A 24,276-nucleotide genomic window follows, 5' to 3' on the forward strand; every position below is an offset into this window, starting at 1 on the left:
GAGAACCAATGGACCAGTTTAAATATCAGGAACTCGAAAATTTTGCCGCAGAACTGCGTAAATCAATCATTACCATGAATTGTTACGCCGGTTCCGGGCATCCGGGAGGCTCTCTTTCCTGTGTGGAAATAATCAGCTGGCTGTTCTGCCGGGAAATGAATTTCAGCCCGGCGAATATGGATCACCCTGAAAGGGACCGCTTCATCCTTTCCAAGGGCCACTCCAGCCTGACTCTATATGCGGCTCTGGCAGAGAAGGGATTCTTTTCCAAAAAAGAATTCAAAAAGCTTCGCCACGTGGACGGCATGCTTGAAGCCTACCCGGATAGACTCAAAATTCCCGGCGCGGAATTCAATTCAGGATCTCTGGGGCAGGGATTTTCCTTTGCACTTGGCTGCGCCCTTGGAGCAAAACGTGCTGGACGCTCCAATCGAACATACGTGCTGCTCGGTGACGGAGAACTGGACGAAGGCCAGATCTGGGAAGGCTGCATGTTCGGCGCGCACTACAGTCTTGATAACCTTGTAGCCGTAGTTGATTACAACAAACTGCAAAGCGATGACTTCAACGGTAATATCACCGCCCTTGAACCCTTGAATGATAAATTCAAGGCTTTCGGCTGGCATGTAATCGAGATTGACGGACACGACTTTCGTGAGATCGAGAATAGTTTTTTCCGGGCACGCACAACTCCCGGAAAACCGACCATGATTATAGCCCACACAATAAAGGGCAAAGGAATTTCATACATGGAGAATGTTCCCAAATGGCACGGCAGCCTCTGCCCCACCGGGGAAGAACGGGAATGCGCCCTTCGCGAATGCGGGTGCGGGGAGCTGGACTAATGCAGAATATGAGAGATGAATTCGGCAAGGCCCTTAAAGAACTGGCTGCCACCCGTGACGATTTTGTAGTTCTCGACGGAGACGTGGCCATGGGAACCGGAACATATCATTTCCGCGATGCCTACCCGGATCGATTCATCCAGTGTGCCATTGCCGAGCAGAACATGTTTTCTGTAGCAGCAGGACTCTCCGAATCAGGGATCATCCCCATTGTGACCTGCTACGCGGCATTCGCCATGCGCGCGCTGGAGCAGATACGCAACTCCATTGCCTACCCCGATTTCAATGTTAAGATAGCTGTCAGCCATCTGGGGCTGGATGTAGGACCGGACGGGGCCACCCATCAGGCTCTTGAGGATATTTCAGTTTACCGGGCCATCCCAAACATGACTGTTGTAGCCCCTGCCGATCCTGTGGAACTGAGGGCTGTGCTGCCGCATCTGCTGGACAGCACGGGGCCGCTTTATCTGCGCACCGGCCGCAGTCCCCTGCCTGATGTTTTTGCGGAAGATACTGTTTTTGAACCCGGCAAAGCCCACGTTCTTTCCGAAGGCGAAGACTGCACCATCATGGCCGTCGGGGTTATGGTCCATCGCGCTGTGCAGGCCGCCCGCACGTTGGCTGAAGAAGGGATCTCCTGCCGGGTCCTCAACATGAGCTGGCTGAAGCCCATGGATGAAGAAGCTGTAATAAAAGCAGCAAAAGAAACCGGGGCCATTATCACCTGTGAAGATCACAACAAATACGGGGGATTAGGCGGAGCTGTAATGGAGATCGTCTGCGAAAATTATCCGGTTCCGGTGGAACGGGTGGCAATTGACGATATCTTCGGATGTTCAGGTGAGCCGGAAGATCTCGCACGCAAATATGGACTCATGCCTGAAAACATCGTTTCTGCGGCACTTAGAATCATGAAGCGAAAATTATGAGGTAATTTTTAAACATTTCTGAAATATCGTCTGCCAAAATTAGCAAATCAGTCATTGAGAACTTGGCAGATTCTTATTTTTATGGTTATCCATGATACAGAGAAAATTGCTGAAAGCCATACAGTAAAAGCATCCGGGCGGGTGTATGGCAACTGGCTGCAAATTAGGAACAGGAGTTGCATTCCGCTTGCTTTCGTATCGGGAGAAACAGGGCTAAGGTTCACATTTTAAAGCACACCAAAAGTCCTGCTTTCTGCTTAAGCATGCAAACGAACTCTTTAACATGAAGAAGGACAGCTGATGGATAATCCGATTATACTGGTACAGGCGGCATCGAAGGCATGGAGCGGCGCACCTGACTGGTGCATGAACGAAATTGATGGTCGCAGCGTGGTTGCTTTGACCATTGAAAACGCACTCAAAGAATTTCCCGAAGCGGATATACGCATTATTGCTCCGGAATTTGACCGTGGAGGCAGGTTGAACGAGCTCCCGGAACTGTTCCCGGAAAGCAAAGTCAACGTTTTTTACGGCTTTGATGAAAGTCCGCTGGAACGCATGATAGCAGCAGTTGAAGATGCAGCGGACGAAAAATTAGTTCTGCGTGTGGACGGAATCCATTTTGGCTGGCTTACTGACCACGCCCGCACTATGCTCCAACTGGCGGAACAGGAAAATCTTGACTGCGTAAAGACCGAAGACGATTTTCCTATACAGCTTACTTCCGACGTATACAGAATCTCAGCGCTGAAAAAAGCACTTGCCATGCTGGAAGAGAAAGCCAGCAGCGCCCCATATCGTGTCCACCCAAAATTTTTTATGTTCAGCGAAGCGGAAGAATTCAAATGCGCCCGTATTGAAAATCCGACTGTAAACGAACAGTGGCTGAAAAAATGCCGCGAAACAGCCGAGCAGGTCTATATCGCCGGCAATATGAATGTAGGCCAGAATGCAGGCATCGCAGCCGGTGACCAGCTCAGCTTTCATTACGAGCTGGCCCTCGATCATATAACCCCGGACGCACAGGTTCTGGACTGCGGATGCGGCCCGGGCTACGGAGCAAGGATGCTGGCAGACACTGCGGAAAAGGTCGTTGCAGCCGATCTCGATATTGAAACTGTGCGACTGGCTTCCTCCGGTAAGTATTTCGACAATATCACTTTCCAGACAGCTGATGCGACCGCTCTTGATTTCGAGGACGAAAGCTTTGACGCGGTCACCAGCTTCGAGACCGTGGAACACGTCAATCCGGTGCCTTTCTTCAAGGAAATGCAGCGTGTGCTAAAGCCGGGAGGGTTGCTGATACTGAGCACTCCCCAGAATAGTCACGGACATATCCCGGTCAACTCCCAGCACCTGCATGAATTTTCATTGCAGGAAATCAAAGGGCTTTGTTCCGACCATTTTGAAATAATGCAGACCACCGGCATCAAGCAGGGACGCATCGTCTTTCCTGATGATCCCAAGGGACAGAATACGTTCATGGTCTGCCGTAAAGCGAGTTAATAATTATCCCGGTTGCAGGATAAGCTAAACTTTTGCAAATGGTTAGCATACCCTGCTGCCATCCCTTCAAAACCTTTTAATTGGACTGATCCGCTTCGTAATTTCAAATTATCCTAAGAGATTGCATGAAAAAAAGACTGATCGTAATCGGAGCCGGACTGGAATCTATTCCGGTTATCGAAAGAGCTGCTGAGATGGGACTGCATATTGTGGCTGTAGATGCCAACCCGCAGGCTCCCGGATTCGCCTATGCAGACGAATCGGTCATCGGTTGTGTCTACACCCCGGAAGTAACGGTTGCCGCCCTGACCGAGTGGTCAAAAAAGGGCGGCAAACCGCAAGGGGTTATCTGCGCCGCAGTTGATGCTCCGGGTACTGTCGCGGCAGTGGCGGAACATTTCGGGCTTACTGCGGTCAGCGCGGAAACCGCTCGTCTGGCAACAGACAAAAAAGCCATGAAGGACCGCTTAAAGGAGCGGGGAATCCCCATCCCGTGGTATCAGGAAATTTTCACCCCCGCCGAACTGGAAAAAATTATTGATGAACGGCGGGAAACACTCGTCATCAAGCCCGTAGACAGCCGGGGAGCGCGCGGAGTTCTGCGCCTCGTTTACGGTTCCCCCAGTATGCCCGACCCACGGCGGGCCTTTGAATGCTCTCAGAAAGAATCTCCCAGCGGACGGGTCATGGTGGAGAAACATCTGGAAGGGCCGCAGTTCAGCACAGAGGGAGTAATCATCAACGGGAAGACCTACTGCCCGGGTTTTTCCGACCGCAATTACGAATTTCTGGACCGTTTTGCGCCCAACATCATTGAAAACGGAGGTGATCTGCCCTCCTTCCTGCCGCAAGATGCACAGGACGCGGTAAAAGAACTTTCAGGACAGGCGGCGATTGCTCTGGGCATTGAAAATTCCATGTTCAAAGGCGACATGGTAATTCATAAAGGAAAACCGTATGTAATTGAAATGGCGGCCCGACTTTCCGGGGGCTATTTCTGCTCCCACCTGATCCCGTGGAATACGGGAGTGGATCTGCTGGGTTCGGCCATCCGGCTGGCACTTGGCGAAATTCCGGCTCAGGACGAACTGAGCCCTTCATTTCAAAAAGGCGTTTCCCAACGCTATCTATTCCCCGAACCGGGAAAAGTTGTTGCAATTGAGGGCGTGGAAAAAGCACGCGCAGTTGATGGAATCAGCATGGTGGAAATCCGCACCGAAGTGGGCGCACAGATTTCCCCGGCAACCAGCCATCCCGCACGGGCCGGAGTGATCATGGCCGTGGCCGAAAACCGCGAAGAAGCCATCAGAATTACCGAAGAAGCAGCAGCCTTAATCAAAATAATCACCGAGTAGTTGAAATGAAAATATTCGCCATATTTCATCTCAACCTCATGTTTTCATCCATCCCCGAAGAAAGCCGCGCCGAGGTTATTAATCGCTGTTACTGGCCGCTTATCAATCTGGCGGGAAGCGGTTTTCCCCTCGGCATAGAGGCTTCAGGAATCACTCTTGAAATAATACGCGATCTTGCCCCTGATTGGATCGAGGATTTTAAAGCACTTCTCCATGCGGGAAAAGTCGAATTTATCGGCAGCGGCTACGGACAGATTATCGGTCCCCTCGTCCCGCCTGCTGTGAACCGGGCCAATCTTGCTATCGGGCTACAGAGCAGCAGTAAAATTCTGGGTACGGTGCCGCACATCGCACTGATCAACGAACAGGCATGGTCCGCCGGTATGGTCAAACATTACCTTGAAGCCGGCTACAAAGCAGTCTTTATGGATTATGACAATCCAGCCCGCTACGCGGACTGGCCTGAACACATCCAGCATTTCCCCCAACGGGCCAAGGGCACAAACGGCGAATCCATTCCCGTCATCTGGAGCCGATCCATGGTTTTCCAAAAACTGCAACGCTTCGCCCACCGGGAATTGGAACTCCCTGAATATCTGGACTACGTGGAAAATCTGGGAACAGGAGAAGGCTGGCTGCCCATCTACGGTAACGATGCGGAAATTTTTGATTTCCGGCCCCGCCGCTATAAGAATGAAGCTGTGCAGGAAACAGAAAGCGAATGGAAGCTGATAAAACATGCTTTCAAAACCCTGCGCGAACGCGGACATGAATTTCGCCTGCCATCAGATGCACTGCTCGGTCTTGAGCATGAATCCGGCGGAAATGAGCTGGACTTAAGCTGTGCAGGTCAGCCTATCCCGGTCAAAAAACAAAGCAAATACAACATTACCCGCTGGGCCCTCAGCGGACGTAACGATTTCCAGCTGAATTCCCTTTGCCGGGCGACCTGCCGCAGGCTTGAACAGGACTTTCCTTTCTGCTCCGAAAATTTAAAAAAATGGAAGGAGCTATGCTTCTGCTGGTCCAGCGACCTGCGAACCCACATCACCGGACAAAGATACACTTCCGCTATGTGCAGACTCGAACAGCTCGCCTTTGAGGCCGGCGCAACTGTCCGGGAACCGGTTTTTAAAGTATCCGGCACTCCCTCCGAAAAGCGCAAACGGATGCTAAGACTGAATACGAGTACCGCCTCCGTGACCCTCAATACAGCTAAGGGGCTGTCTGTTCAGGAAGCATCTTTCGCTATGCACGCCGGAATCCCCTCCTTCGGCACCCTAAGCCACGGCTATTTTGAAGAAATCGACCTCGGCGCGGATTTCTTTTCCGGGCATATCATCATGGAAGGGCCCGGAATACCGAAAGATACTGATCTTACAAGAATCACCCCGCTGATTGATGAGGACGAAAAAAGCATCACTGTTTCCTGCTCCATGGAGCTGTATCAGGGCAGGCTCGATAAGGCTGTTCGTATCTATAAGGATCGGGAGCAGATTGATATTCTGTATCGTTTCGCACTCAATTGCAGACCTCCGGGTTTCGCGCGCATCGGTCATGTGACCCTGCTGACAAAAGAGATGGCCCCGGACAGCCTCTTCTACTCCACATGCAATGGCGGGGAAAAAGAAAAATTTCCGCTGGGCGGTCTCACCTTTGACCACAGCGACAATATTTCATTTGCAGTATCAGCATCGCAGGGGCTGGGGATGACCGACGGGAAAGTTGTACTTGGCGGGGCGGAAAGAGCCTTGGAAATCAGCCCGCTCTACCCTGAACACGGATTTGTCGGCATGGTCAAATGCAGACAGGCTGCGCCCACTCCATTTGTGCGGGTCTTCTTTTCCATGCAGGAAATGGATGAAACCAGTATGCGCGGATGCGGTCCCGAACCCAAATTCAATTTCAGTACCGGTTTCAGCATAACACCGCGTCCAGGAGAATGAACATGGCCGGCAAACGTCCGAAGCTTTCCGTCTCGATTATCGATACAAAACGCATCACCCCGCATGAATGGGACGGTTACCAGTCCTTTCCGACCATAACTGATGTAAACGGCGATCTGCTGGTGGGATTCCGGCGGGCGGTGAACATCAGCGAAGACCTGCGCAGAAGAATGGACCATGGCATGGCCGGGGATATTTACACCACCCGTTCAACAGACGGCGGACAGAATTTCAAGTCCCCGCGACTGGTCATCAGTCATGCGCTGAATCAAACCAACGAACATGACGCGCTTGTCACCCATCTGGGTAAAGATAAAGTGCTGCTCATCTCACGCACCCACACCACAGAACTTCGCCGAAACTACTTTTCCTTAAGCACTGACGGCGGGAAGAGTTTCCCCGAGCGTTCACCGCTTGATCTTCCCGGTGGGGCATGGGCATCTTTCGGGCATTTCATCCCTGCTTTGGATGATGAGAAAAATTTCATCGGTTCATTCTACAACGGTCCGGGCTGCGGGACCTTCCGCTTTAACCCGGAAAACGGAGAGATTTCCAATCAATCATACATCTACGAGCACATCCCGGAATACCGCCTCAATGAAACATCCATCACCCGCCTGCCTTCGGGCCGCATAGTGGCCCTCTTGCGTCAACAACCGTGCATGGAAGGACTTTTCACATCCCATTCCGATGATGACGGGAAGACCTGGTCCGTCCCAAAGCCCATCGGACTTTACGGGGAGGCCCCTTCCGTCAAGCTCCTGCCGGACGGGCGGGTACTGGCTATCTACCGGGGCATGATCCGCAAAAATCCGAAATGCCGAGTGGCCCTGACTATCTCTGAAGACGGCGGAGAAACGTGGAGTCTTCCCCGGACCTTAGCATGGTATAAAGGAGGAAGGTTCCACGGTGGTTACGGAGATCTGGCTGTGAATAAAAAAGGACAGGTTATCGCGGTCTACTATATTTCACGAAGACATGAAGGCCCTGTTGTAGAACGTATGGTGCTGGATGTGGGCTGACAGGATTAAAGTAAAAAAGCTCCGCAATACCTAAAAGATATTGCGGAGCTTTTATTTAAGCAAAATTTAATAACCGAACGGCGGAACCTGATAAAACTTTAGCTGGTTCCCGAAAATCCGCAAGCAATCTAAACGTTAAACAGAAAGTGGACAACATCACCGTCTTTAACGATGTATTCCTTTCCTTCTGAGCGGAGCACACCGGCTGCGCGGCATGCGGCTTCCGAACCATTGGACACGTAATCTTCGTAACCGATAACTTCGGCGCGAATGAATCCGCGTTCAAAGTCGGTGTGGATGGCTGCTGCTGCGCGGGGAGCCTTGTCGCCGTCATGAATGGTCCATGCGCGGACTTCTTTTACCCCGGCGGTGAAGTAGCTGATCATACCCAGAGTGTGAAATCCGGTACGGATAATCTTGGCCAGACCGGATTCGGTAACACCGTAGGAATCGAGGAATTCGTTGTATTCCTCATCATCAAGTCCGACCAGCTCTTCTTCCATTTTAGCGGAAATTTTTACGAATTCGGCTCCGCGTTCGTCGGCGAGAGCTTTAACTTTCTTTACGTAGTCGTTGTCCTCGGTGAGGCCTTCTTCATCAACGTTGGCGCAGTAGATCACATTCTTGGCGGTGATCAGGCGCAGATCACGGAGCAGTTCGATCATGTAGTCGGTATCCAGCTCTCCATAAGTTCCTACGGGGTTGCCCTCGTTGAGGTGTTCGAGCAGCTTTTCAGCTTCGGCAATTTTGGGACCGAGGGTCTTATCACCTTTGATCTTTTTCTTCATGCCCTCAATGCGGGTATCAAGCGCCTGCACATCAGAGAGGATCAACTCGGTTTCGATAACTTCAATATCACGCAGGGGATCAACTGAATTTGAAACGTGAATAACATCGTCGTTATCAAAACAGCGCACAACGTGGAGAATGGCCTGTGTTTCACGGATATTGCCGAGAAACTTATTGCCGAGCCCTTCACCCTTGCTTGCTCCTTCAACCAGACCGGCGATGTCGATAAAATCAACTGTGGACTGCTGCACGCGCTGGGGCTTGACCAGTTCGGCCAGCTTGTCGATGCGTTCGTCCGGGACGGGTACAACCGCCTTGTTGGGTTCGATGGTACAGAAAGCGTAGTTGGCGCTTTCTGCGTTCTGGGCCTTGGTCAGGGCATTAAAAAGGGTGGATTTACCAACGTTGGGCAGTCCCACGATACCGATACTGAGAGCCATAAGAAATTCTCCTCAAAAAATATGAATTCCGTTTCACGCCGCAAACATCCCGCACATGCAGTTTTTAATCGCATGAAAAAAATAGTTTTTTTTCGGGGTGCCGGGCCGTGAAAGGTAGATTTTCAGTTTCTATTACCTATAAAGATAATATCACGCGTTGCGGCCCCTCAATACCTGTCTTTGCGTGGATGGGCAAGTATTGATTCCCTCACGAAAATTTGTGCCTAAAATCAAAATAAAATTTCAAATTATTCCAATTAAACACACCCCTTTGCTGTCAATCTGATTATTCCCGTTTGCGCACTCCCCGTGAAAAGTGTACTTCTAACAGCTGAATAAGCCTTATTTTAAAAGCATTTTCAAGCAGGTAAATATCATGATCGTACCAGTCATACTCTCCGGGGGCAGCGGAACCAGACTCTGGCCCCTTTCACGCAGGAATCATCCCAAACAGCTTTTGAGCCTCACCGGGAAAAATTCCTTACTGCGTAATACCGCCGAACGCGGTTCCATGCTGGACGAAGCAACAGCGCCGGTTGTGGTCTGCAATAGCAAGTACCGGTTCATGGTCGCTGAAGAATTGCGCGCGGCAGGTATCAAGCCGGAAGCTATTTTTCTGGAACCCGAAGGGCGTAATTCAGCTCCGGCCATTGCCGCTGCCGCTTTCTACATCAGCCGTAAATATCCGGAGGCCCTGATGCTGGTAATGCCTTCGGATCACGTTATTCATGATTTAAAGAAATTTAATTCGGCAGTAGCTGCCGGGATAAAACCTGCCCACAATGATGATCTGGTACTGTTCGGTGTTATCCCTACCACGCCCGAAACGGGATACGGATATATCCATACAGCCGGCGAATTCCAGACCGGGACTCCTCAGCAGGTGCAGGAATTTGTGGAAAAACCTGATCTTGAGACCGCTAAGTCCTATCTTGAGTCTGGGAAATATTTATGGAATGCCGGAATTTTTCTATTCAGCCCGGATATTTATCTGGAAAAGCTTAAACAGCTTGAGCCCGAAATACATTCTTTCTGTCAGGCCGCCACAGAAAAAGCGCATATTGACCTTGATTTTATCCGTCTCGATGAAGAACATTTCACAAAATGCCCCGCTAAATCAATTGATTATGCAGTAATCGAGAAGATCAACAACCTGAGTGTTGTCCCGCTTGACGGAGGCTGGTCCGATATCGGTTCATGGGATTCCCTGATGAAAGAAAAAGAGACCGATGCAGACGGAAATGTCATCTCCGGTGATGTGCTGGCCCGGAATGTGGAAAACAGTTTTCTCCATTCATCCGGCAGGCTCCTCGGCGTGGTCGGCGTGGACGATGTTATCGTGGTTGAAACATCGGACGCTGTGCTGGTTGCAGGGCGCGAACACGGGCAGGAGGTCGCCGGACTGGTCGCGGATTTAAAAAAGCAGGAACGCGCCGAAGTTGACCATCATCAAAAGGTTTACCGTCCATGGGGATCATACGAAACAGTGGATAGCGGAGAGCGCTTTCAGGTTAAAAAGATAATCGTTAAGCCGGGAGGAGTGCTGTCGCTGCAGATGCACCATCACCGCGCAGAACACTGGGTTGTGGTCAAGGGAACGGCCAAGGTTTTAGTTGGAGATAAAGAAATTCTGCTGCAAGAAGACGAATCCACTTACATCCCTATCGGTATCAAACATCGCTTGGAAAATCCCGGCCGGATCAATCTTGAGCTCATGGAAGTGCAGACCGGCAGTTATCTGGGCGAAGATGATATCCAGCGGTTTGAGGATGTTTACGGGCGGTCCGGCAATCAAGGGTAAGAACTGACTAATGCAATCCTATCCCATTTTCATAGCTGAAGTTTCCAGCAATCACGGTTGCGATATTGAGCGCTGTTATGAATTTATAGACACCGCCGCCCGCATCGGCTGCGATGCTGTAAAATTCCAATTATTCAAAATTGATGAACTCTTTGCCCCGGAAATTCTGGCCCGCAGCGCTGAGCACCGGAAAAGAAGCGGCTGGGAACTGCCTGAATCGTTCATTCCGAAGATCTCCCAGCGATGCAAAGATCGCAAGATACTTTTCGGATGCACCCCGTTTTATCTTGATGCAGTTAAAATCCTGACCCCTTACGTGGATTTTTTCAAAATCGCCTCTTACGAGCTGCTCTGGACAGACCTGCTGACAGCATGCTCCGCCAGCGGCAAACCGGTAATACTTTCCACCGGCATGGCGGATATGAATGAAATAAACTCGGCGGTAGCAACCCTTAAAGCGGCAGGCTGCGCCAAACCGACCCTGCTGCACTGCGTATCCGGCTACCCGACTCCGGTTGAACAGGCAAATCTATCGGCAATAGAAACAATTAGGAATGAATTTCAATGTAAAACAGGCTGGTCCGACCATACTGTAAGTCAGGGAGTAATCCAGAGAGCGGTACACAAATACGATGCCGCAGTGGTGGAGATGCACCTTGATCTGGACAAAAACGGACCGGAATACAGTTCCGGGCACTGCTGGCTGCCCGATCAACTGAAGCAGACCATCGCCAATGTCCGGCAAGGGCTCAAGGCTGACGGAAACGGCAGAAAAGTCCCCGCCGAATCGGAAATACCCGACCGAGACTGGCGAGCTGATCCTGTTGACGGTTTAAGGCCCCTTAAACCCGTCAGGGAAACGTGGAATCCTTAACGCTCTCCTTTGGATTTTAATCGCATACAGAATTTTCACTAGCAATTTGAACGAAATTATCAATGGTCGGAAAATCCGCACTTTCCTTGTAGATCAGATGCATTTCAATAGTCGGAAATTCCCCGGTAAGTTTTTTGATAACCACTCCGTGCGGCCTCCTGCGAGCCATGCTCTCAGGGACAATACCGATCCCGATTCGCGCCGCGACTAATGCAACCGTCGCGCTTTTACGTGCTGTCTGCTGCACAACATCCGGCACAACTCCGGTTTCCGCAAAAACCCTCATCCACTCATCATAGAGGCGCGGCTGGCTTTCACGCGGAGAGAAGATAAAAGGCTCGCCGTCCAGCTCGGAAATATCCACACTTTCCTGCCCGCAAAACCGGTGCCCGTCAGGAACAGCCAGCGCATACCGCTCACAATGAAATAATTTACATCTGAGATCGGAAATATCATGCCGGAAAAGCCTTACAACTCCGACATCTATATCCCCGCTACGCACAGCAGCAAGCTGATCATTTGTAAACATCTCCTGCAATCCGAATCTGACCGCAGGGAATTTCTCCTTATATTTACGGATAATTTCCGTCAGCGCTGTTTCCAAAGCCGGACCGATGTATCCCAGCCTTAACTGCCCTCCCAACCCGGAAGCGGCATCCAGCAGATTCTCACGAGCCCTTTCGATTGATCTCATAATTCCCCCGGCATCCCGCAATAGAGAAGTTCCGGCCGCGGTAAGAGAGACAGAACGTTTGTTGCGCTTGAACAGGCTGACTCCCAGCTCATCTTCAAATTTCATTATCTGCTGACTGAGCGGAGGCTGTGAAATATGCAGCCTCTTAGCGGCCCTCCCGAAATGAAGTTCCTCGGCCACTGCCAAAAAATATTTGAGCTGTCGTGTTTCCATCAGTAATATCTATCAGATATTACTCTAATCTAAAAGATATATTCGACATATTTATAGCCCGGCAATATTAGTACACTCATTCAACAACATTAACCCGGAGAAAAATATGTCTGCTCAAATCACATTAAAGAAACTTGGAAACAGTGAAATCAAAATATCTCCCATTGGCCTCGGTTGCATGGGATTAAGTGAATTTTATGGTGAAAGCACACCGGAAGAAGCCGGAGTGAATCTTATCCTCCATGCACTTGATCAGGGTATAAATTTCTTTGATACAGCCGACATGTACGGCGCGGGACACAATGAAAAGCTGCTGGCCAAAGCATTCAACGGACGCAGGGAGGATGCCGTAATCGCCACCAAGTTCGGTATTGTGCGCGAAAAAGGCGAGTACGCCAGAACCATCAGCGGCAAGCCGGAATATGTACGCAAGTCCTGTCATGACAGTTTGCGCAGGCTTGGAACCGATTACATCGATCTTTACTACATTCACCGGGTAGATACGACGACTCCCATCGAGGATACCATCGGTGAAATGTCCCGTCTGGTTGAAGAGGGTAAAATCAGAGCCATCGGCATCTCCGAGGCTTCAGCGGAAACCCTGCGCCGGGCACATGCGGTGCATCCGCTTTCCGCCCTGCAATCGGAATATTCCATGCTCACCCGTGACCCGGAAGAGGAAATTCTCGCCCTGACCCGTGAGCTGGGAATCAGCTTTGTTCCATACAGTCCCATTTGCCGGGGACTGCTCAGCAACTGGGCCCCTTCCAAAGACAACTCCGACTTTAGAAACCAGCTGCCACGCTTCAAAGGAGAAGCATACGCAAAGAACAAATCAATCGCTGCCGCACTGGGCGAGATAGCAGAAAAGAAAAATTGTACTCTAGCCCAGCTCTCACTGGCATGGGTATGCGCGCAAGGGGACAACATTATTCCCATTCCGGGAACCACTAAGATTAAAAACCTCGATTCCAACATCAAAGCAACGCAGGTGCTGCTGAGCAGTGAGGACCTAGCTGCCATTGAAAAGATTCTCACAACCAATAAAGTCCAAGGCAACCGCTATACTGACGAAGGTATGAAAGGCCTAAACAGTTAGAAAAGACAGCCCTTTTTCGCTAAATGTCGAAAAAGGGCTGTCTTTAAAATCATCTGAGGTCTCATCTGTACTTGAATTTTGCTATATGATATTATCATCATTCAGGATGGCTTATAATCAGCTACTTCATTATGCAAAAGAACAGTACAGGATCAAAACGTGAAGCAAAGAAAAAGACTATACTCTATTGCTCTTAAAATTGCCGCAGTTTACTCACTTTTCGGATTTTTATGGATTATTCTTTCAGACAGACTGCTCAATTTTCTGGTACGCGACGCAGAAATAGTCCAGAGTATCCAGACTGTTAAAGGCTGGTTATACGTACTGGTCACAGCGGCGATAATCTATATGCTGGTGGATAGATATGACCGGTCAGTACAAAAAAGCCAAAATGCCTACCGAAGGTTACTTGAAAACATCGCTGATCCAATTTTTCTGATCGGCTCTAATGGGCAAATAATCGATATAAATGAAGCCGCGGTAGAAACCTTAGGTTACAGCAGAAAACAGCTACTTGACTGCACCATTTCCGATGTGGCCCCCAGCGCAAACGAGAAAGAATGGGAAAAGGCAATAAACGAAGCCGGCCCCGACCAACGCTTCCTTTTCGAAAGCAAATACAGACGCAAAGACGGAACCAGTTATCCCGTAGAAGTGGTGGCCTGTGTTTTCGAAGAAAACGAACAAAAATTCTGCATCAGCGTAGCCCGGGATATTTCCCAGAGGCTAAAGACCATGGAACTTCTGCTGCAACGGGAAAAGATGGATTCACTGGGCGGAATGGCCGCCGGCATCGCACACGAAATAAACAATCCGCTGGCCGCTATTCTGGGCTCCTGTCAGAATATCCGCAACCGAATTTTCAACGACAGTCCTAAAAATTTACATATAGCTCAGGAGTGTAATGTAGATGTAAAAGCAATGCGCGAATATATGCGCAAAAGAGATATTCTAAATATGATCAGCACAATTTCTAAGGCTGGAGAAAGAGCATCGCAGATAATCTCAAGCATGCTGAATTTCGGCTACAGCAACTCTCAGAAGCTATACTCCTGCAATGTTTCAACCTTGCTTGATGAAAGTATTGAGCTGCTTTCTTCTGATGTCAATTTTTGCAGCACATATATGTTCAATAAACTAAGAATAACAAAAAAATATATAGCTGAGGACAACCCGGTATGTTGTGTACGCAGTGAGATAAGGCAGGTACTGGTAAATATGATACAAAACGCATGTGAAGCTATGGCGGGAAAAAAATATCCACCTGATGAACAGCCGGAATTAATTTTAAGGACTAAATACGAAAAAGAAGGGACAATTATCGAAGTGGAAGATAACGGTCCCGGCATATCTCAGAACCGTTTAAAAAAAGTTTTTGAACCTTTCTACACATCCAAAAAAGTCGGTGAGGGTACCGGGCTTGGCCTGTCCATTTCATATTTTATAATCACCGAACAGCACAAAGGGACAATGGAAGTCAGCAGTATACTGGGTGAAGGTACCAAATTCACCATAACGCTGCCCAATAATTCAGGTAAATGCAGTTAGGTAAAATAAAAAGGGAGCCCAAGCAGGCTCCCTTTTTTAATAATTTATTATTGCTTGATCAAAGTCAGCAGCATCTTGAACCGCTCACGTGCCTCAAGTCCGTGGGGAACATTGGCGGGCATTACGATTGATTCTCCGGCCGCGACATTGAAGACTTCATCACCTATGGTAACTTCGGCAACGCCGTCGAGCACCTGTACCATGGCATCTCCCGGCGCACTGTGAGTGCTGATCCCTTCACCTGTATCGAAGGCGAAAAGAGTCAGGGAAATCTGCTTCACCTGAGAAAGGGTCCGGCTGACCACCTGCCCTTCCTGATAAACAACCAAATCTGTCAGGTTCAGCACCTTGTTGTGATCAATATTCTTTATGGTCAAATCCTTAATATTCTTGAGATTTAAATCAGCCATATCAACCTCCATGTAAATGGTTCGGTTTATTGTTCAGGTTGAATGTCTCAACCGCTACAGCTTATATTTCCCACAAAAAAGGTAGACCTTATATGACATAAGTCAACCTGAGCTTATTTTTCCCTCTCAAAAACATAATATCCCACAGGAATGACCAACAGCGTAAAGAGAGTGGAAGCGGTCAGTCCAAAAATAAGCGCCCAGGCCAGACCTGAAAAAATCGGGTCAAGGGTGATGGGCCATGCTCCAAGAGCGGTGGTTGCCGCAGTTAGGAGAATGGGCCGCAAACGGACTGAACCGGATTTGATGATCGCCTCTTTCAGTTCCATGCCTCCGGCAACGGATTGGCGGATAAAATCGATGAGCACCAGCGAATTACGGATTACTATCCCTCCTAGCGCGATCATACCTATCATTGCCGTGGCGGTGAAAAAGACAGGGTCGGCAAAAGCTGCTCCGACCGCCCCCTGCACGGTCCCGGCACTGAATAGATTCAGCAGCCAGAATCCGGGCATAATCCCCAGCAGGGTCAGCGGGATAGCGCACATGATCAAAAGCGGCATACCGAATGATCCGGTTTCCACGATGAGCAGAATGTAGATCCCCAGCAGGGCCGCGCCAAAGGCAATGCCGAGATCACGAAATACGTCAAGGGTGATCTGCCATTCCCCCTCGCCAGCCCAGTCGGTCCAGATAAAAGGAGGCAGCGGATCGTTATCAAGTTTGGACTGCATGTCGAGAATTGCTTCGCCCGGAGCACGACCCGCCATTTCCGCGAACACGTAGACCACTCTCTTAAGATTCTTATGGTAAACGGGCTGCTCCCGGCTGATCTGAACCAGACTCCCCAGTTCGGCCAGCGGAACATTTTTACCATCTGAAGTACGAACTTTGAGCTGTTCCAATGAAGTCACGTCAGCTCGACGCAAAAGCGGTAGAATCATGCGCACCGGCAGCGGATTACGCTCATTCTGCTCATGCACTGTCGCCGGGACCATACCGGAAAGTGCCATTTGCAAGGTGCTCACCACATCACGGGCACTGACTCCGTGCAGGGCCGCCTTTTCCTTATCAAGCACGAAATCGATCATGCCCTGCTCCGCCTCAGTGGAAGTGTCTATATCCACAACTCCGGGCTCCTGTTTCATTGTGCCCGCAATCTGCAGCGCACTCTCAATCAGGGCTGAATAAGGCCGGTCCTCGGCTCCGTACACCTCGGTAGTTATCGTCGAGATGACCGGTGGACCTGGAGGGGATTCCACTATTTTGATATTGGCATTGTTGCGCGCGGCAACCTGTTCCAATTCATTACGCAAACGAAGCACAATGGCATGGCTCTGCTCTTCACGCTGGTCCTTATCGGCCAGATTAACCCTGATATCGGCCATATGCCCACCGTCACGCCAGTAATAATGACGGACCAAGCCGTTGAAATCCATAGGAGAAGGTTCTCCGGTATAGGTTACGTAATTTGTTACTTCCGGCACGGTTTTAAGAACCTGTTCCAGTTCACGGACCACCCGGTCAGTCTGCTCAAGCGGCGTGCCTTCATCCATATCTATGACAATCTGAAATTCATTTTTATTGTCAAACGGCAGCATTTTCAGCGGCACCATCCGCAATCCGGCCAGAGCTAATGAAAAGATCAAACCGCCCATAATAACCAGTAGCAGAATCCAGCGCCGAACGCGTGATTCCAGAAAAGGCGTGATAATCCGCTTATATATTCTTTCTATTCTTCCCGGACCGGAGGACGCTGCCAACGCCTGAGGTTGAATGTTCTTAAGCAGGCGAAAGGCCATCCATGGTACGATGGTCAGGGCGCAGACAGTAGAGAATGTGACTGTCAACGGGACATTAGCGGCCATGGGAGCCATGTACGGTCCCATCATTCCGGTGATGAAAAAAAGAGGCACAAAAGAAACAATAATCGCCAGTGTGGACATGATAACCGGAGGCAGAACCTCGGAAACGGCATCAAGGGTCGCAGCGGCTGGTTTCTTCTTCCTCATTAAAATATGACGCTGAATATTATCGACATTGGTAATCGGGTCATCGACCACAAGTCCGAGGGAAAGGATGAGAGCGAAGAGAGTCACCCGGTTTATGGTGTAGCCGAGCATATAATTCACGAACAAAGCCAACGAAAAGCTGATCGGCACAGCCAGAGCAACCACCGCAGCCTCGCGCCAGCCAAGAGTCAAGGCCAGCAGAATAACCACGGTGACAACGGCAAAGCCTAAGGAACCGAGCAGTTCGTCGACCTTGGCATCGGCGGTCTTGCCGTAATCGCGGGTAACCGCAACTTCAATTCCTTCAGGAAGGATGGCCTGCCGCAATTTATCCATGCGCCCGAGCACAGCCTCGGCCACCTTTACCGCATTGGTTCCCTTTTTCTTGGAAAAGGCGATAGTTACCGCCGGGCGTGATCTCTGTTCCGGGTCCTGCCCTGTACCGGTCAGATACATTCTGGAAAATCCTATCCGGGAATAGGAATCAGCTTCCTGCGGCCCGTCTATAACTTTCGCCACATCGCGCAGATAGACCGGTCTGGAATTAAATACACCGACCACCAGATTGCGAACATCCGCAGCGTCTTCCAAAAAAGAATTAGCGGAGACAACAATTTCCTTATTCCCGGAAAGCACCGAACCGGCCACTGCGGACTGATCCGCGCCCTTGAGCGCGGCGGCTATTTCAAGCGGAGAAATGTTGAATCCAGCCATCCGTTCAGGAAAAAGTTCTACCCGTACCTCACGGGAACGCCCGGACACAAGCGAAACGCGGGAAAGGTTCTCCACCTCAGCCAGACGGGAGGCGAATTCTTCAGCCACACGCCGCAATTCAAAATCTGAAATATCACTACGTCCGGCTGCAGGATAAAGGGTCAAAGACACGATGGGGACGTCATCGATCTCAATCGGTTTAACAACCCAACTGGAAGCGATCCCCGGAGCAATATCCGTATTTTTGGCAATGGCGTTATGCAGCTTGATCAAGGATTCCTCACGATCCTCGCCCACATAGAAGCGGACCGTGACCATAGAAGAATCGCGCCGTGAAATTGAGTAGACGTATTCCACCCCGTCAATCTGCCAGAGAATGCGCTCAAGCGGAGTGGTGACCAGTTTTTCCACTTCCTCGACCCCGGCTCCGGGCGCCTGAACCATAATGTCGGCCATGGGCACGACTATCTGCGGCTCTTCCTCTCTCGGGGTAAGCTGAACAGCGGCCACACCCAGCAGAATTGCGCCTATAACCAGCACTACGGTAAGCTTGGAATGAAGAAAAAAACGAACGGCCGAGGCTATCAGGCCTTGGGAAGGTTCAGGATTGAGCGGGGCGGACATTACTGCTGCCCTCCAGCCACGGACAAATCATAGCCGACTGTTTCATTACCGTTAAGACCTGAAAGAATCTCCAGCTTGTTGCCGTGTTTCGCACCGCTGCGCACATAAAAGGGTTCCCATGATTCGCCGCTTTGCACCAGCACGGTTTCGAGCTGTCCGACACGGGACACGGCTTTAGCCGGTACGAGGACCACATCCTTTTGGCCTACGGGAATCAGTAACCTCCCGAACATACCGGGATAAAGTCCCGGCAGGGGTTTAAGTCCGGCTTTAACCAGAAATGTACGGGTCAATGGATCAGCGGAGGGAACAACCTCTTCCACTATCGCCTCGGAAAGATCACCCAGAGCCTCAATATCAACATCCAGTTTTTGCCCTATACGCACCTGCCCGATGAGACCTTCACGCACAAGGGCTTCCAGCCGTAAAGTTCCGCCGGTCTGGATCAACATAAGCGTCTTACCCGGAAAGGCCAGATCACCGGGTTCAACCATGCGCCTGGCGACTTCTCCGTCAGCCGGGGCTTTGATTGTTGTATAGCCTAATCCGATACGGGATTCTTCAACACCTTTACGGGCCTGACGGACTCTTGCTGTCGCCGCGTCCAGCCCATCTTCAGCCTGTGCCAGAGCGGCTTTTGCCTTCAGGTAGGCTGCCTCCACCCGGTCAAGTTCATCCTGTGTGGCGACCTTGCCTTCAAAAAGTTTTTTCATCCGTTTCCACGTGGCTGTGGCTGTATTAGATTCAGCTTTGGCGGCATTGATGCCTTCCCGGGCCTGACGTTCGGCTGCCTGCGCGGATTTAAGCCCCTGCTGGGCACTTTCGAGTCTGGCCTGAAGCTGACGGTGATCCAGTACGATAAGCGTATCCCCTCTGCTGACTTTCTGACCGGACCGGACCAGAACTTTGCGTACTTTCCCAGTCACCTGTGCCTCAATAGAAGCTTCTGTTTCAGGGCGCACAGTTCCCACAGCTTCATAAATTACCGGAACTGAGACAACTTCAGCTAATGCGGTACGGGTGGGAGTTTCTCCGTTACGGATGGATACAATCCTGCCCGGCTCAATAACACCCGACTTGAATGACCCGCTCATCCAGAGAACAAGGAACATTATAGCAGCGCCCAACATGGCAACAAAAATACATTTTTTAGTCATAATCAGCTCCGGTAAAAGACAATAAAAATATCTTATATTACAAATTTTATACACACTGCAATCAACTGTTTCAATTACAATTATCTAACCTGACAAAAAAACGTTCTTTATAATTCGTAGATAAAAAAACACTATTAATTCACAAGACATATTTTTTTTTGTATCCTGCTGAAGTAATCTTTTACTGTACGCTTAATTACAAGGCGGAGAAAAAATGGGAACCCAAAGAAATGCCAATAGACACGGTCGCTACCGTTTGATTTTTGAATTCTCCCCTCATGCAATGATACGTTTCGATAACACCGGAACAATTATCGACTGTAACCACAAATTCGTTGAATTGATGGGCGCGGATAAGGAAAAACTGATCGGTTTTAACTCCATAGAACAAAGTACCCCTAAAATGAGCGCGGCCATAAAAAAAGCCGTACAGGGGGAGACTTCCGAGTACGAAGATGAATATACCTCTGTAACCGGCAATAAAACCAGCTACATCCGCGCAGTATTCAATCCGGTGGAACAAGGAGTCAATCCTACGGAAGTAATCGCCAGTCTGGAAGATATTACCGAACGCAAAAGGATTGAAAAGGAACTGTCCAAGACCGAATCCCATATCAAGACTTTGGCTGAGAACTCCAAAGATCTGATCTATCGTTTTTCAGTACAGGACGAGATATTTGAATATATGAGTCCGGCTTGTTTGACTATAACCGGCTACCCTCCCGGAACATTTTATAATAATTCGCAGTTCTTTTTTGATCTGGTCCATCCGGAATTTGAAAATTTCATGCAGCAGCTGTGGATGGACATGTCCATGGGAAAAATGTCTCCTCTGGTGGAATACAAAATAATCGACCGCTACGGAAAATCAAAATGGCTGCAACAAAGCAACATTCCGTCTTATGATCAGGAAGGTAATCCCACTACGGTTGAAGGAATCGTTCGCGATGTAACAGAATTAAAGGAAGCGCTGAAAAAGATTGAGCAGGAAAAAGCCAAAGCTGAAGCCGCCAGCAACACCAAATCTGAATTTCTGGCCAACATGAGTCATGAAATCCGCACCCCCCTGAATGGAATCATGGGCATGCTGCAACTCATGGACGCGGAAAAGCTGACCCCTAAGCAGGATGAATACATACATGCCGCGATACAGGCATCCAAAAGACTGAACAACGTCCTTACCGATATTCTTGATCTGGCCAGAGTTGAAGCCGGCAAGCTGTCCCTGTGCTATAAAGAATTCAATCCAGCTGAGGCAATGAAGCAGGTTTTTAAGCTTTTTGAAGTCACATCACGCCATTCCGGGGTGAAGCTGGAACTGAAGATCGCTCCGAACATACCGCAGACAATTATAGGGGACCCGGCACGTCTGCAACAGATCCTGACCAATCTTGTCGGCAATTCCCTGAAATTCACCCATCAGGGATATATACGTATTGAAGCGGTTTTACTGCCTTATTCTTTACCCGGACACTGTCATATACTCTTCTCAGTGGAAGATACAGGTGAGGGTATTCCCGAAGAAAAGATGCATGTGCTTTTTCAATCTTTCACTCAAATTAAGGACAGCTACACCCGACAATATCAGGGAGCCGGACTGGGCCTTTCCATTTGTAAAAGGCTTACAGAACTGATGAAAGGGACTATAGCCATTGAAAGCACCTCTGGGGAAGGTACCACCTTCTATGTTTCAATACCCTTTACCCTGCCCATAAATGAAACTGTTTTACCGAAAAAAATTCATTCTGAGCCGGTAATAATATCCTCATTTAATGAGTACCGCATCCTTGTGGCTGAAGATGAAAAAGTAAACAGACTTTACACCAAGCGATTTCTGGAACAACTGGGGTTCGCTGTGGATACGGTAAAAAACGGACGTGAGGCACTGGACAAGCTCTTATACAAAGATTTCAAAATGATACTCATGGATGTTCAGATGCCCGAGATGAACGGCATCGAGGCAACCAAGGCCATCAGGATGGGGGAAGCCGGGGCACACAACAAACGAATCCCGATCATTGCCATCACCGCCTATGCCATGCAGGGTGACCGGGACCAGTTTATTAAAGACGGGATGGACGATTACATCGCCAAACCGATTCAAGAAGATGAACTGCGTAAAGTAATAATGAAAAGATTAAAAAATGACTGAATCAGATCTGGAAAGACCTAAACCGAACAAATCAACCCCTTCGACAAATTACTCAGTTGCGGCAGAAATGGGGCTGTGCTGATTTCATGATTCTCGTAATCGAAATATTCAGAATCAGCGTCCGCCGTAACACGGATCGAAATCCCCTTGCCATCGAACAATATCTGCATAGGAACGATTTCCTGCTCGCTTTCAGAACACAGGGATTCCCGGCTCTCTGGAATGAAAGCCCGCTCCTGTCCGGAACTGTGGCGAACAGTAATCATACTTAAAGATGTTCTTATAGCCGCGACATTCCCCAGCCCATCAAACACCAGTGAATTGGAATCGCCGTTAATGCCCACGGCATCATAATCAAAGGCTGTGATCATACCTATCGGAGTCTTTAAAGGAGTTGGTTCAGCCGGTTCAAGCGAAAGGATTTTGCCCTCACGGCTGAAGCTGATGCCAACGCGAGTTTTAATCTTCCCGGCAGGACTCTCGATGCTGACGGTACTCTCCGGCCAGAACGTTATGGACCGCAAGGGACCTTCCTCATAAAAACAAAGACTTATGACCTTGGCAGTAAGTATCCCCACCGGGGTATCTATCGTCAACGGATCGGTCAATTGCCCTTCATCTTCCTGCGTCCAGTAACCGGACAGCTTTCCGTTCAGAGGAAAGACACGTTTCAGTTTTCCGGATTTATAAAACGTTACCATCTCGGCATGAATAATCCCCAGAGGCGTGAAAACGGGAGTCCGTTCCTCCAGCGGCAGATATTTCAATACCCCGTTGCTATAAGTTTCAACGGGCTGCAATGTCTTGCGGCGCAGATCATCGGTAGTGTGCTGAGCCACAAGTTCACCGGCCTCGGTTGAATAAGTGTGAATTTTAGTACTCATGAATAAACCTCTTCGTCGTTGAGCTTGATAAATTCGCTGCGGGTCAGGGGACGCTCAAGACGCAGGGAAAGCTGGCGGACGGCCTCCGTCAGAGTGGACAGGCTGTCTGTGCCGCAATCAATACCGTATTCAGTCAGGGCATTACGCACTGCCGCCCTGCCGCTTTTACCACCCACAGCCATTTTACGGGCCGTGCCGACTGATTCAGGATCATAAGGTTCAAAAAGTTCCGGCGATTTGCTGAGAGCGTGGGTATGCAGCCCGGATTCACAGGCAAAAATATCAGTGCCTACAACTGCTTTTGTTCGTGGAATTGCAACCTTGGATGCGACGCTGACCAGCATACAGGTTTCTTTCAGCACTGTAGTGGAATAACGGGAATTACCTTCACGCAGGGTCAGCCGGGCCACCAGTTCTTCAGTGGCGGAGATCCCTGCACGCTCACCAATGCCGAGAACGGAACAGTCCGCATAATCGGCTCCGGCTTCAAGAGCGGTAAAGGAATTAGCCGTAGCCATACCGAAATCGTCATGGCAGTGAACTGCTATATCAATATTCAGCTTAGACCTGAATTTTGTGACCAGCTTTTCCATGGCAAGCGGAGTCAGTTGCCCGAGAGAATCCGCAAGGCGAACCCTTGAAGCTCCGCATATTTCGGCATGCAGGGCCATGGACAGTGCAAAATCACCATCAGCGCGGGAGATATCTTCAAGTCCCACGGAAACATACTCAAAACCGCAACTTCTAGCGGTTCTTACTGCGGAGGCAAGCTTACGCAGAATTGCCTGCCTGTCCGAATCCAGCCTTTTTTCAATATGCAGATCCGAAACAGGGACTCCGATATTAATGCGTTTCAGCCCCAGCGTAGCGGCTGTCTCAATATCCTTCTCCCGGCAGGGAGACCAGACACTTAATTCAGATTTGCCGCCAAGGGCAAGCGCATGTGATGCAAACAGAGCGAGACCTTCTTGTCCGACCCAGCCCAGCTCGATCTCATCCACTCCCATATTCATAAGAGAGGATGCGATGCGCTTACGGGTTTCCAGATTAAAGTAGGCCCCGAACAACTGTGCGCCTTCACGCAGGGTGGTATCGATCAACATAGTAATGCTCCAAAATAGTTTTAAAGTTCAAAAAACATAAAGCATTTTTAGTGCCAATTGCCACCATCCTTCTATTTACCTTAATATATATAGCTTACTCATAATCCACTCTCCCCACACACAACCTTCAAAAATGTATTTTATTACACTTTTGTACAT

General features: G+C 49.6%; 18 protein-coding genes. 11 read left to right on the plus strand and 7 right to left on the minus strand.

Annotated elements, in window-relative coordinates:
• The first annotated feature begins 8 nt into the window (after positions 1–8).
• From ACKU35_RS01420 to ACKU35_RS01445, 6 genes are all read left to right on the plus strand, one after another.
• On the plus strand, positions 9–845 hold the full coding sequence (locus ACKU35_RS01420; protein ID WP_319762425.1) for a transketolase: 837 nt from the start codon (positions 9–11) through the stop codon (positions 843–845).
• On the plus strand, positions 845–1,774 hold the full coding sequence (locus ACKU35_RS01425) for a transketolase C-terminal domain-containing protein (RefSeq protein WP_319762427.1): 930 nt from the start codon (positions 845–847) through the stop codon (positions 1,772–1,774). Before ACKU35_RS01420 ends, ACKU35_RS01425 begins: the two co-directional genes overlap by 1 nt.
• 300 nt (positions 1,775–2,074) lie before the next feature.
• On the plus strand, positions 2,075–3,280 hold the full coding sequence (locus tag ACKU35_RS01430) for a class I SAM-dependent methyltransferase (RefSeq protein ID WP_319762429.1): 1,206 nt from the start codon (positions 2,075–2,077) through the stop codon (positions 3,278–3,280).
• A gap of 125 nt (positions 3,281–3,405) precedes the next feature.
• Positions 3,406–4,635 carry an ATP-grasp domain-containing protein gene (locus ACKU35_RS01435; protein ID WP_319762431.1) on the plus strand — a complete coding sequence of 410 codons (1,230 nt, stop codon included), beginning with the start codon at positions 3,406–3,408 and terminating at the stop codon, positions 4,633–4,635.
• Between the two features lie 5 nt (positions 4,636–4,640).
• A complete protein-coding gene (locus ACKU35_RS01440; RefSeq protein WP_319762433.1) occupies positions 4,641–6,581 on the plus strand; it encodes a glycoside hydrolase in 1,941 nt (646 codons plus the stop codon).
• 2 nt (positions 6,582–6,583) lie between these two features.
• Positions 6,584–7,603, plus strand: a complete 1,020-nt coding sequence (locus ACKU35_RS01445; protein ID WP_319762435.1) for a sialidase family protein — start codon at positions 6,584–6,586, stop codon at positions 7,601–7,603.
• Positions 7,604–7,731: 128 nt separating this feature from the next.
• Here the strand turns inward: ACKU35_RS01445 and ychF are convergent, their stop codons facing one another.
• Positions 7,732–8,832, minus strand: coding sequence for a redox-regulated ATPase YchF (ychF, locus tag ACKU35_RS01450; protein WP_319762437.1), 1,101 nt, complete (start codon positions 8,830–8,832; stop codon positions 7,732–7,734).
• Between the two features lie 376 nt (positions 8,833–9,208).
• Between ychF and ACKU35_RS01455 the strand changes: the two genes are divergently transcribed.
• Both ACKU35_RS01455 and ACKU35_RS01460 read left to right on the plus strand, forming a co-directional pair.
• Positions 9,209–10,633, plus strand: a complete 1,425-nt coding sequence (locus tag ACKU35_RS01455; protein WP_319762440.1) for a mannose-1-phosphate guanylyltransferase/mannose-6-phosphate isomerase — start codon at positions 9,209–9,211, stop codon at positions 10,631–10,633.
• A 10-nt stretch (positions 10,634–10,643) separates the two neighbouring features.
• The gene (locus ACKU35_RS01460) at positions 10,644–11,507 is read left to right on the plus strand and encodes an N-acetylneuraminate synthase family protein (RefSeq protein WP_319762442.1); all 864 of its coding nucleotides are present in this window, start codon (positions 10,644–10,646) and stop codon (positions 11,505–11,507) included.
• A gap of 16 nt (positions 11,508–11,523) precedes the next feature.
• Here the strand turns inward: ACKU35_RS01460 and ACKU35_RS01465 are convergent, their stop codons facing one another.
• The gene (locus ACKU35_RS01465) at positions 11,524–12,414 is read right to left on the minus strand and encodes a LysR family transcriptional regulator (protein ID WP_319762444.1); all 891 of its coding nucleotides are present in this window, start codon (positions 12,412–12,414) and stop codon (positions 11,524–11,526) included.
• 106 nt (positions 12,415–12,520) lie between these two features.
• Between ACKU35_RS01465 and ACKU35_RS01470 the strand changes: the two genes are divergently transcribed.
• Positions 12,521–13,513 carry an aldo/keto reductase gene (locus ACKU35_RS01470; RefSeq protein ID WP_319762447.1) on the plus strand — a complete coding sequence of 331 codons (993 nt, stop codon included), beginning with the start codon at positions 12,521–12,523 and terminating at the stop codon, positions 13,511–13,513.
• A 159-nt stretch (positions 13,514–13,672) separates the two neighbouring features.
• On the plus strand, positions 13,673–15,061 hold the full coding sequence (locus ACKU35_RS01475) for an ATP-binding protein (protein WP_319762449.1): 1,389 nt from the start codon (positions 13,673–13,675) through the stop codon (positions 15,059–15,061).
• A 47-nt stretch (positions 15,062–15,108) separates the two neighbouring features.
• On the opposite strand, the gene ACKU35_RS01480 is transcribed toward ACKU35_RS01475, so the two are convergent.
• From ACKU35_RS01480 to ACKU35_RS01490, 3 genes are all read right to left on the minus strand, one after another.
• On the minus strand, positions 15,109–15,471 hold the full coding sequence (locus ACKU35_RS01480) for a cupin domain-containing protein (RefSeq protein ID WP_319762451.1): 363 nt from the start codon (positions 15,469–15,471) through the stop codon (positions 15,109–15,111).
• A gap of 113 nt (positions 15,472–15,584) precedes the next feature.
• Complete coding sequence (locus tag ACKU35_RS01485) at positions 15,585–18,821, minus strand: efflux RND transporter permease subunit (protein ID WP_319762452.1); 3,237 nt, start codon at positions 18,819–18,821, stop codon at positions 15,585–15,587.
• Positions 18,821–19,978 carry an efflux RND transporter periplasmic adaptor subunit gene (locus tag ACKU35_RS01490; protein WP_319762453.1) on the minus strand — a complete coding sequence of 386 codons (1,158 nt, stop codon included), beginning with the start codon at positions 19,976–19,978 and terminating at the stop codon, positions 18,821–18,823. The genes ACKU35_RS01485 and ACKU35_RS01490 overlap by 1 nt, the downstream gene beginning before the upstream one ends.
• A gap of 214 nt (positions 19,979–20,192) precedes the next feature.
• Here ACKU35_RS01490 and ACKU35_RS01495 point away from each other — a divergent pair, with 214 nt between their 5' ends.
• Complete coding sequence (locus tag ACKU35_RS01495) at positions 20,193–22,130, plus strand: ATP-binding protein (protein WP_319762455.1); 1,938 nt, start codon at positions 20,193–20,195, stop codon at positions 22,128–22,130.
• 17 nt (positions 22,131–22,147) lie between these two features.
• On the opposite strand, the gene ACKU35_RS01500 is transcribed toward ACKU35_RS01495, so the two are convergent.
• Both ACKU35_RS01500 and ACKU35_RS01505 read right to left on the minus strand, forming a co-directional pair.
• Positions 22,148–23,014 carry a hypothetical protein gene (locus ACKU35_RS01500; protein WP_319762457.1) on the minus strand — a complete coding sequence of 289 codons (867 nt, stop codon included), beginning with the start codon at positions 23,012–23,014 and terminating at the stop codon, positions 22,148–22,150.
• Entirely contained in the window at positions 23,011–24,117 is a 1,107-nt protein-coding gene (locus ACKU35_RS01505) for a pyruvate carboxyltransferase (RefSeq protein ID WP_319762459.1), read from the minus strand. Before ACKU35_RS01505 ends, ACKU35_RS01500 begins: the two co-directional genes overlap by 4 nt.
• Positions 24,118–24,276 lie beyond the last annotated feature (159 nt).

Origin of the sequence: Maridesulfovibrio sp. (assembly GCF_963676065.1) — a bacterium.
Lineage (GTDB): Bacteria > Desulfobacterota > Desulfovibrionia > Desulfovibrionales > Desulfovibrionaceae > Maridesulfovibrio.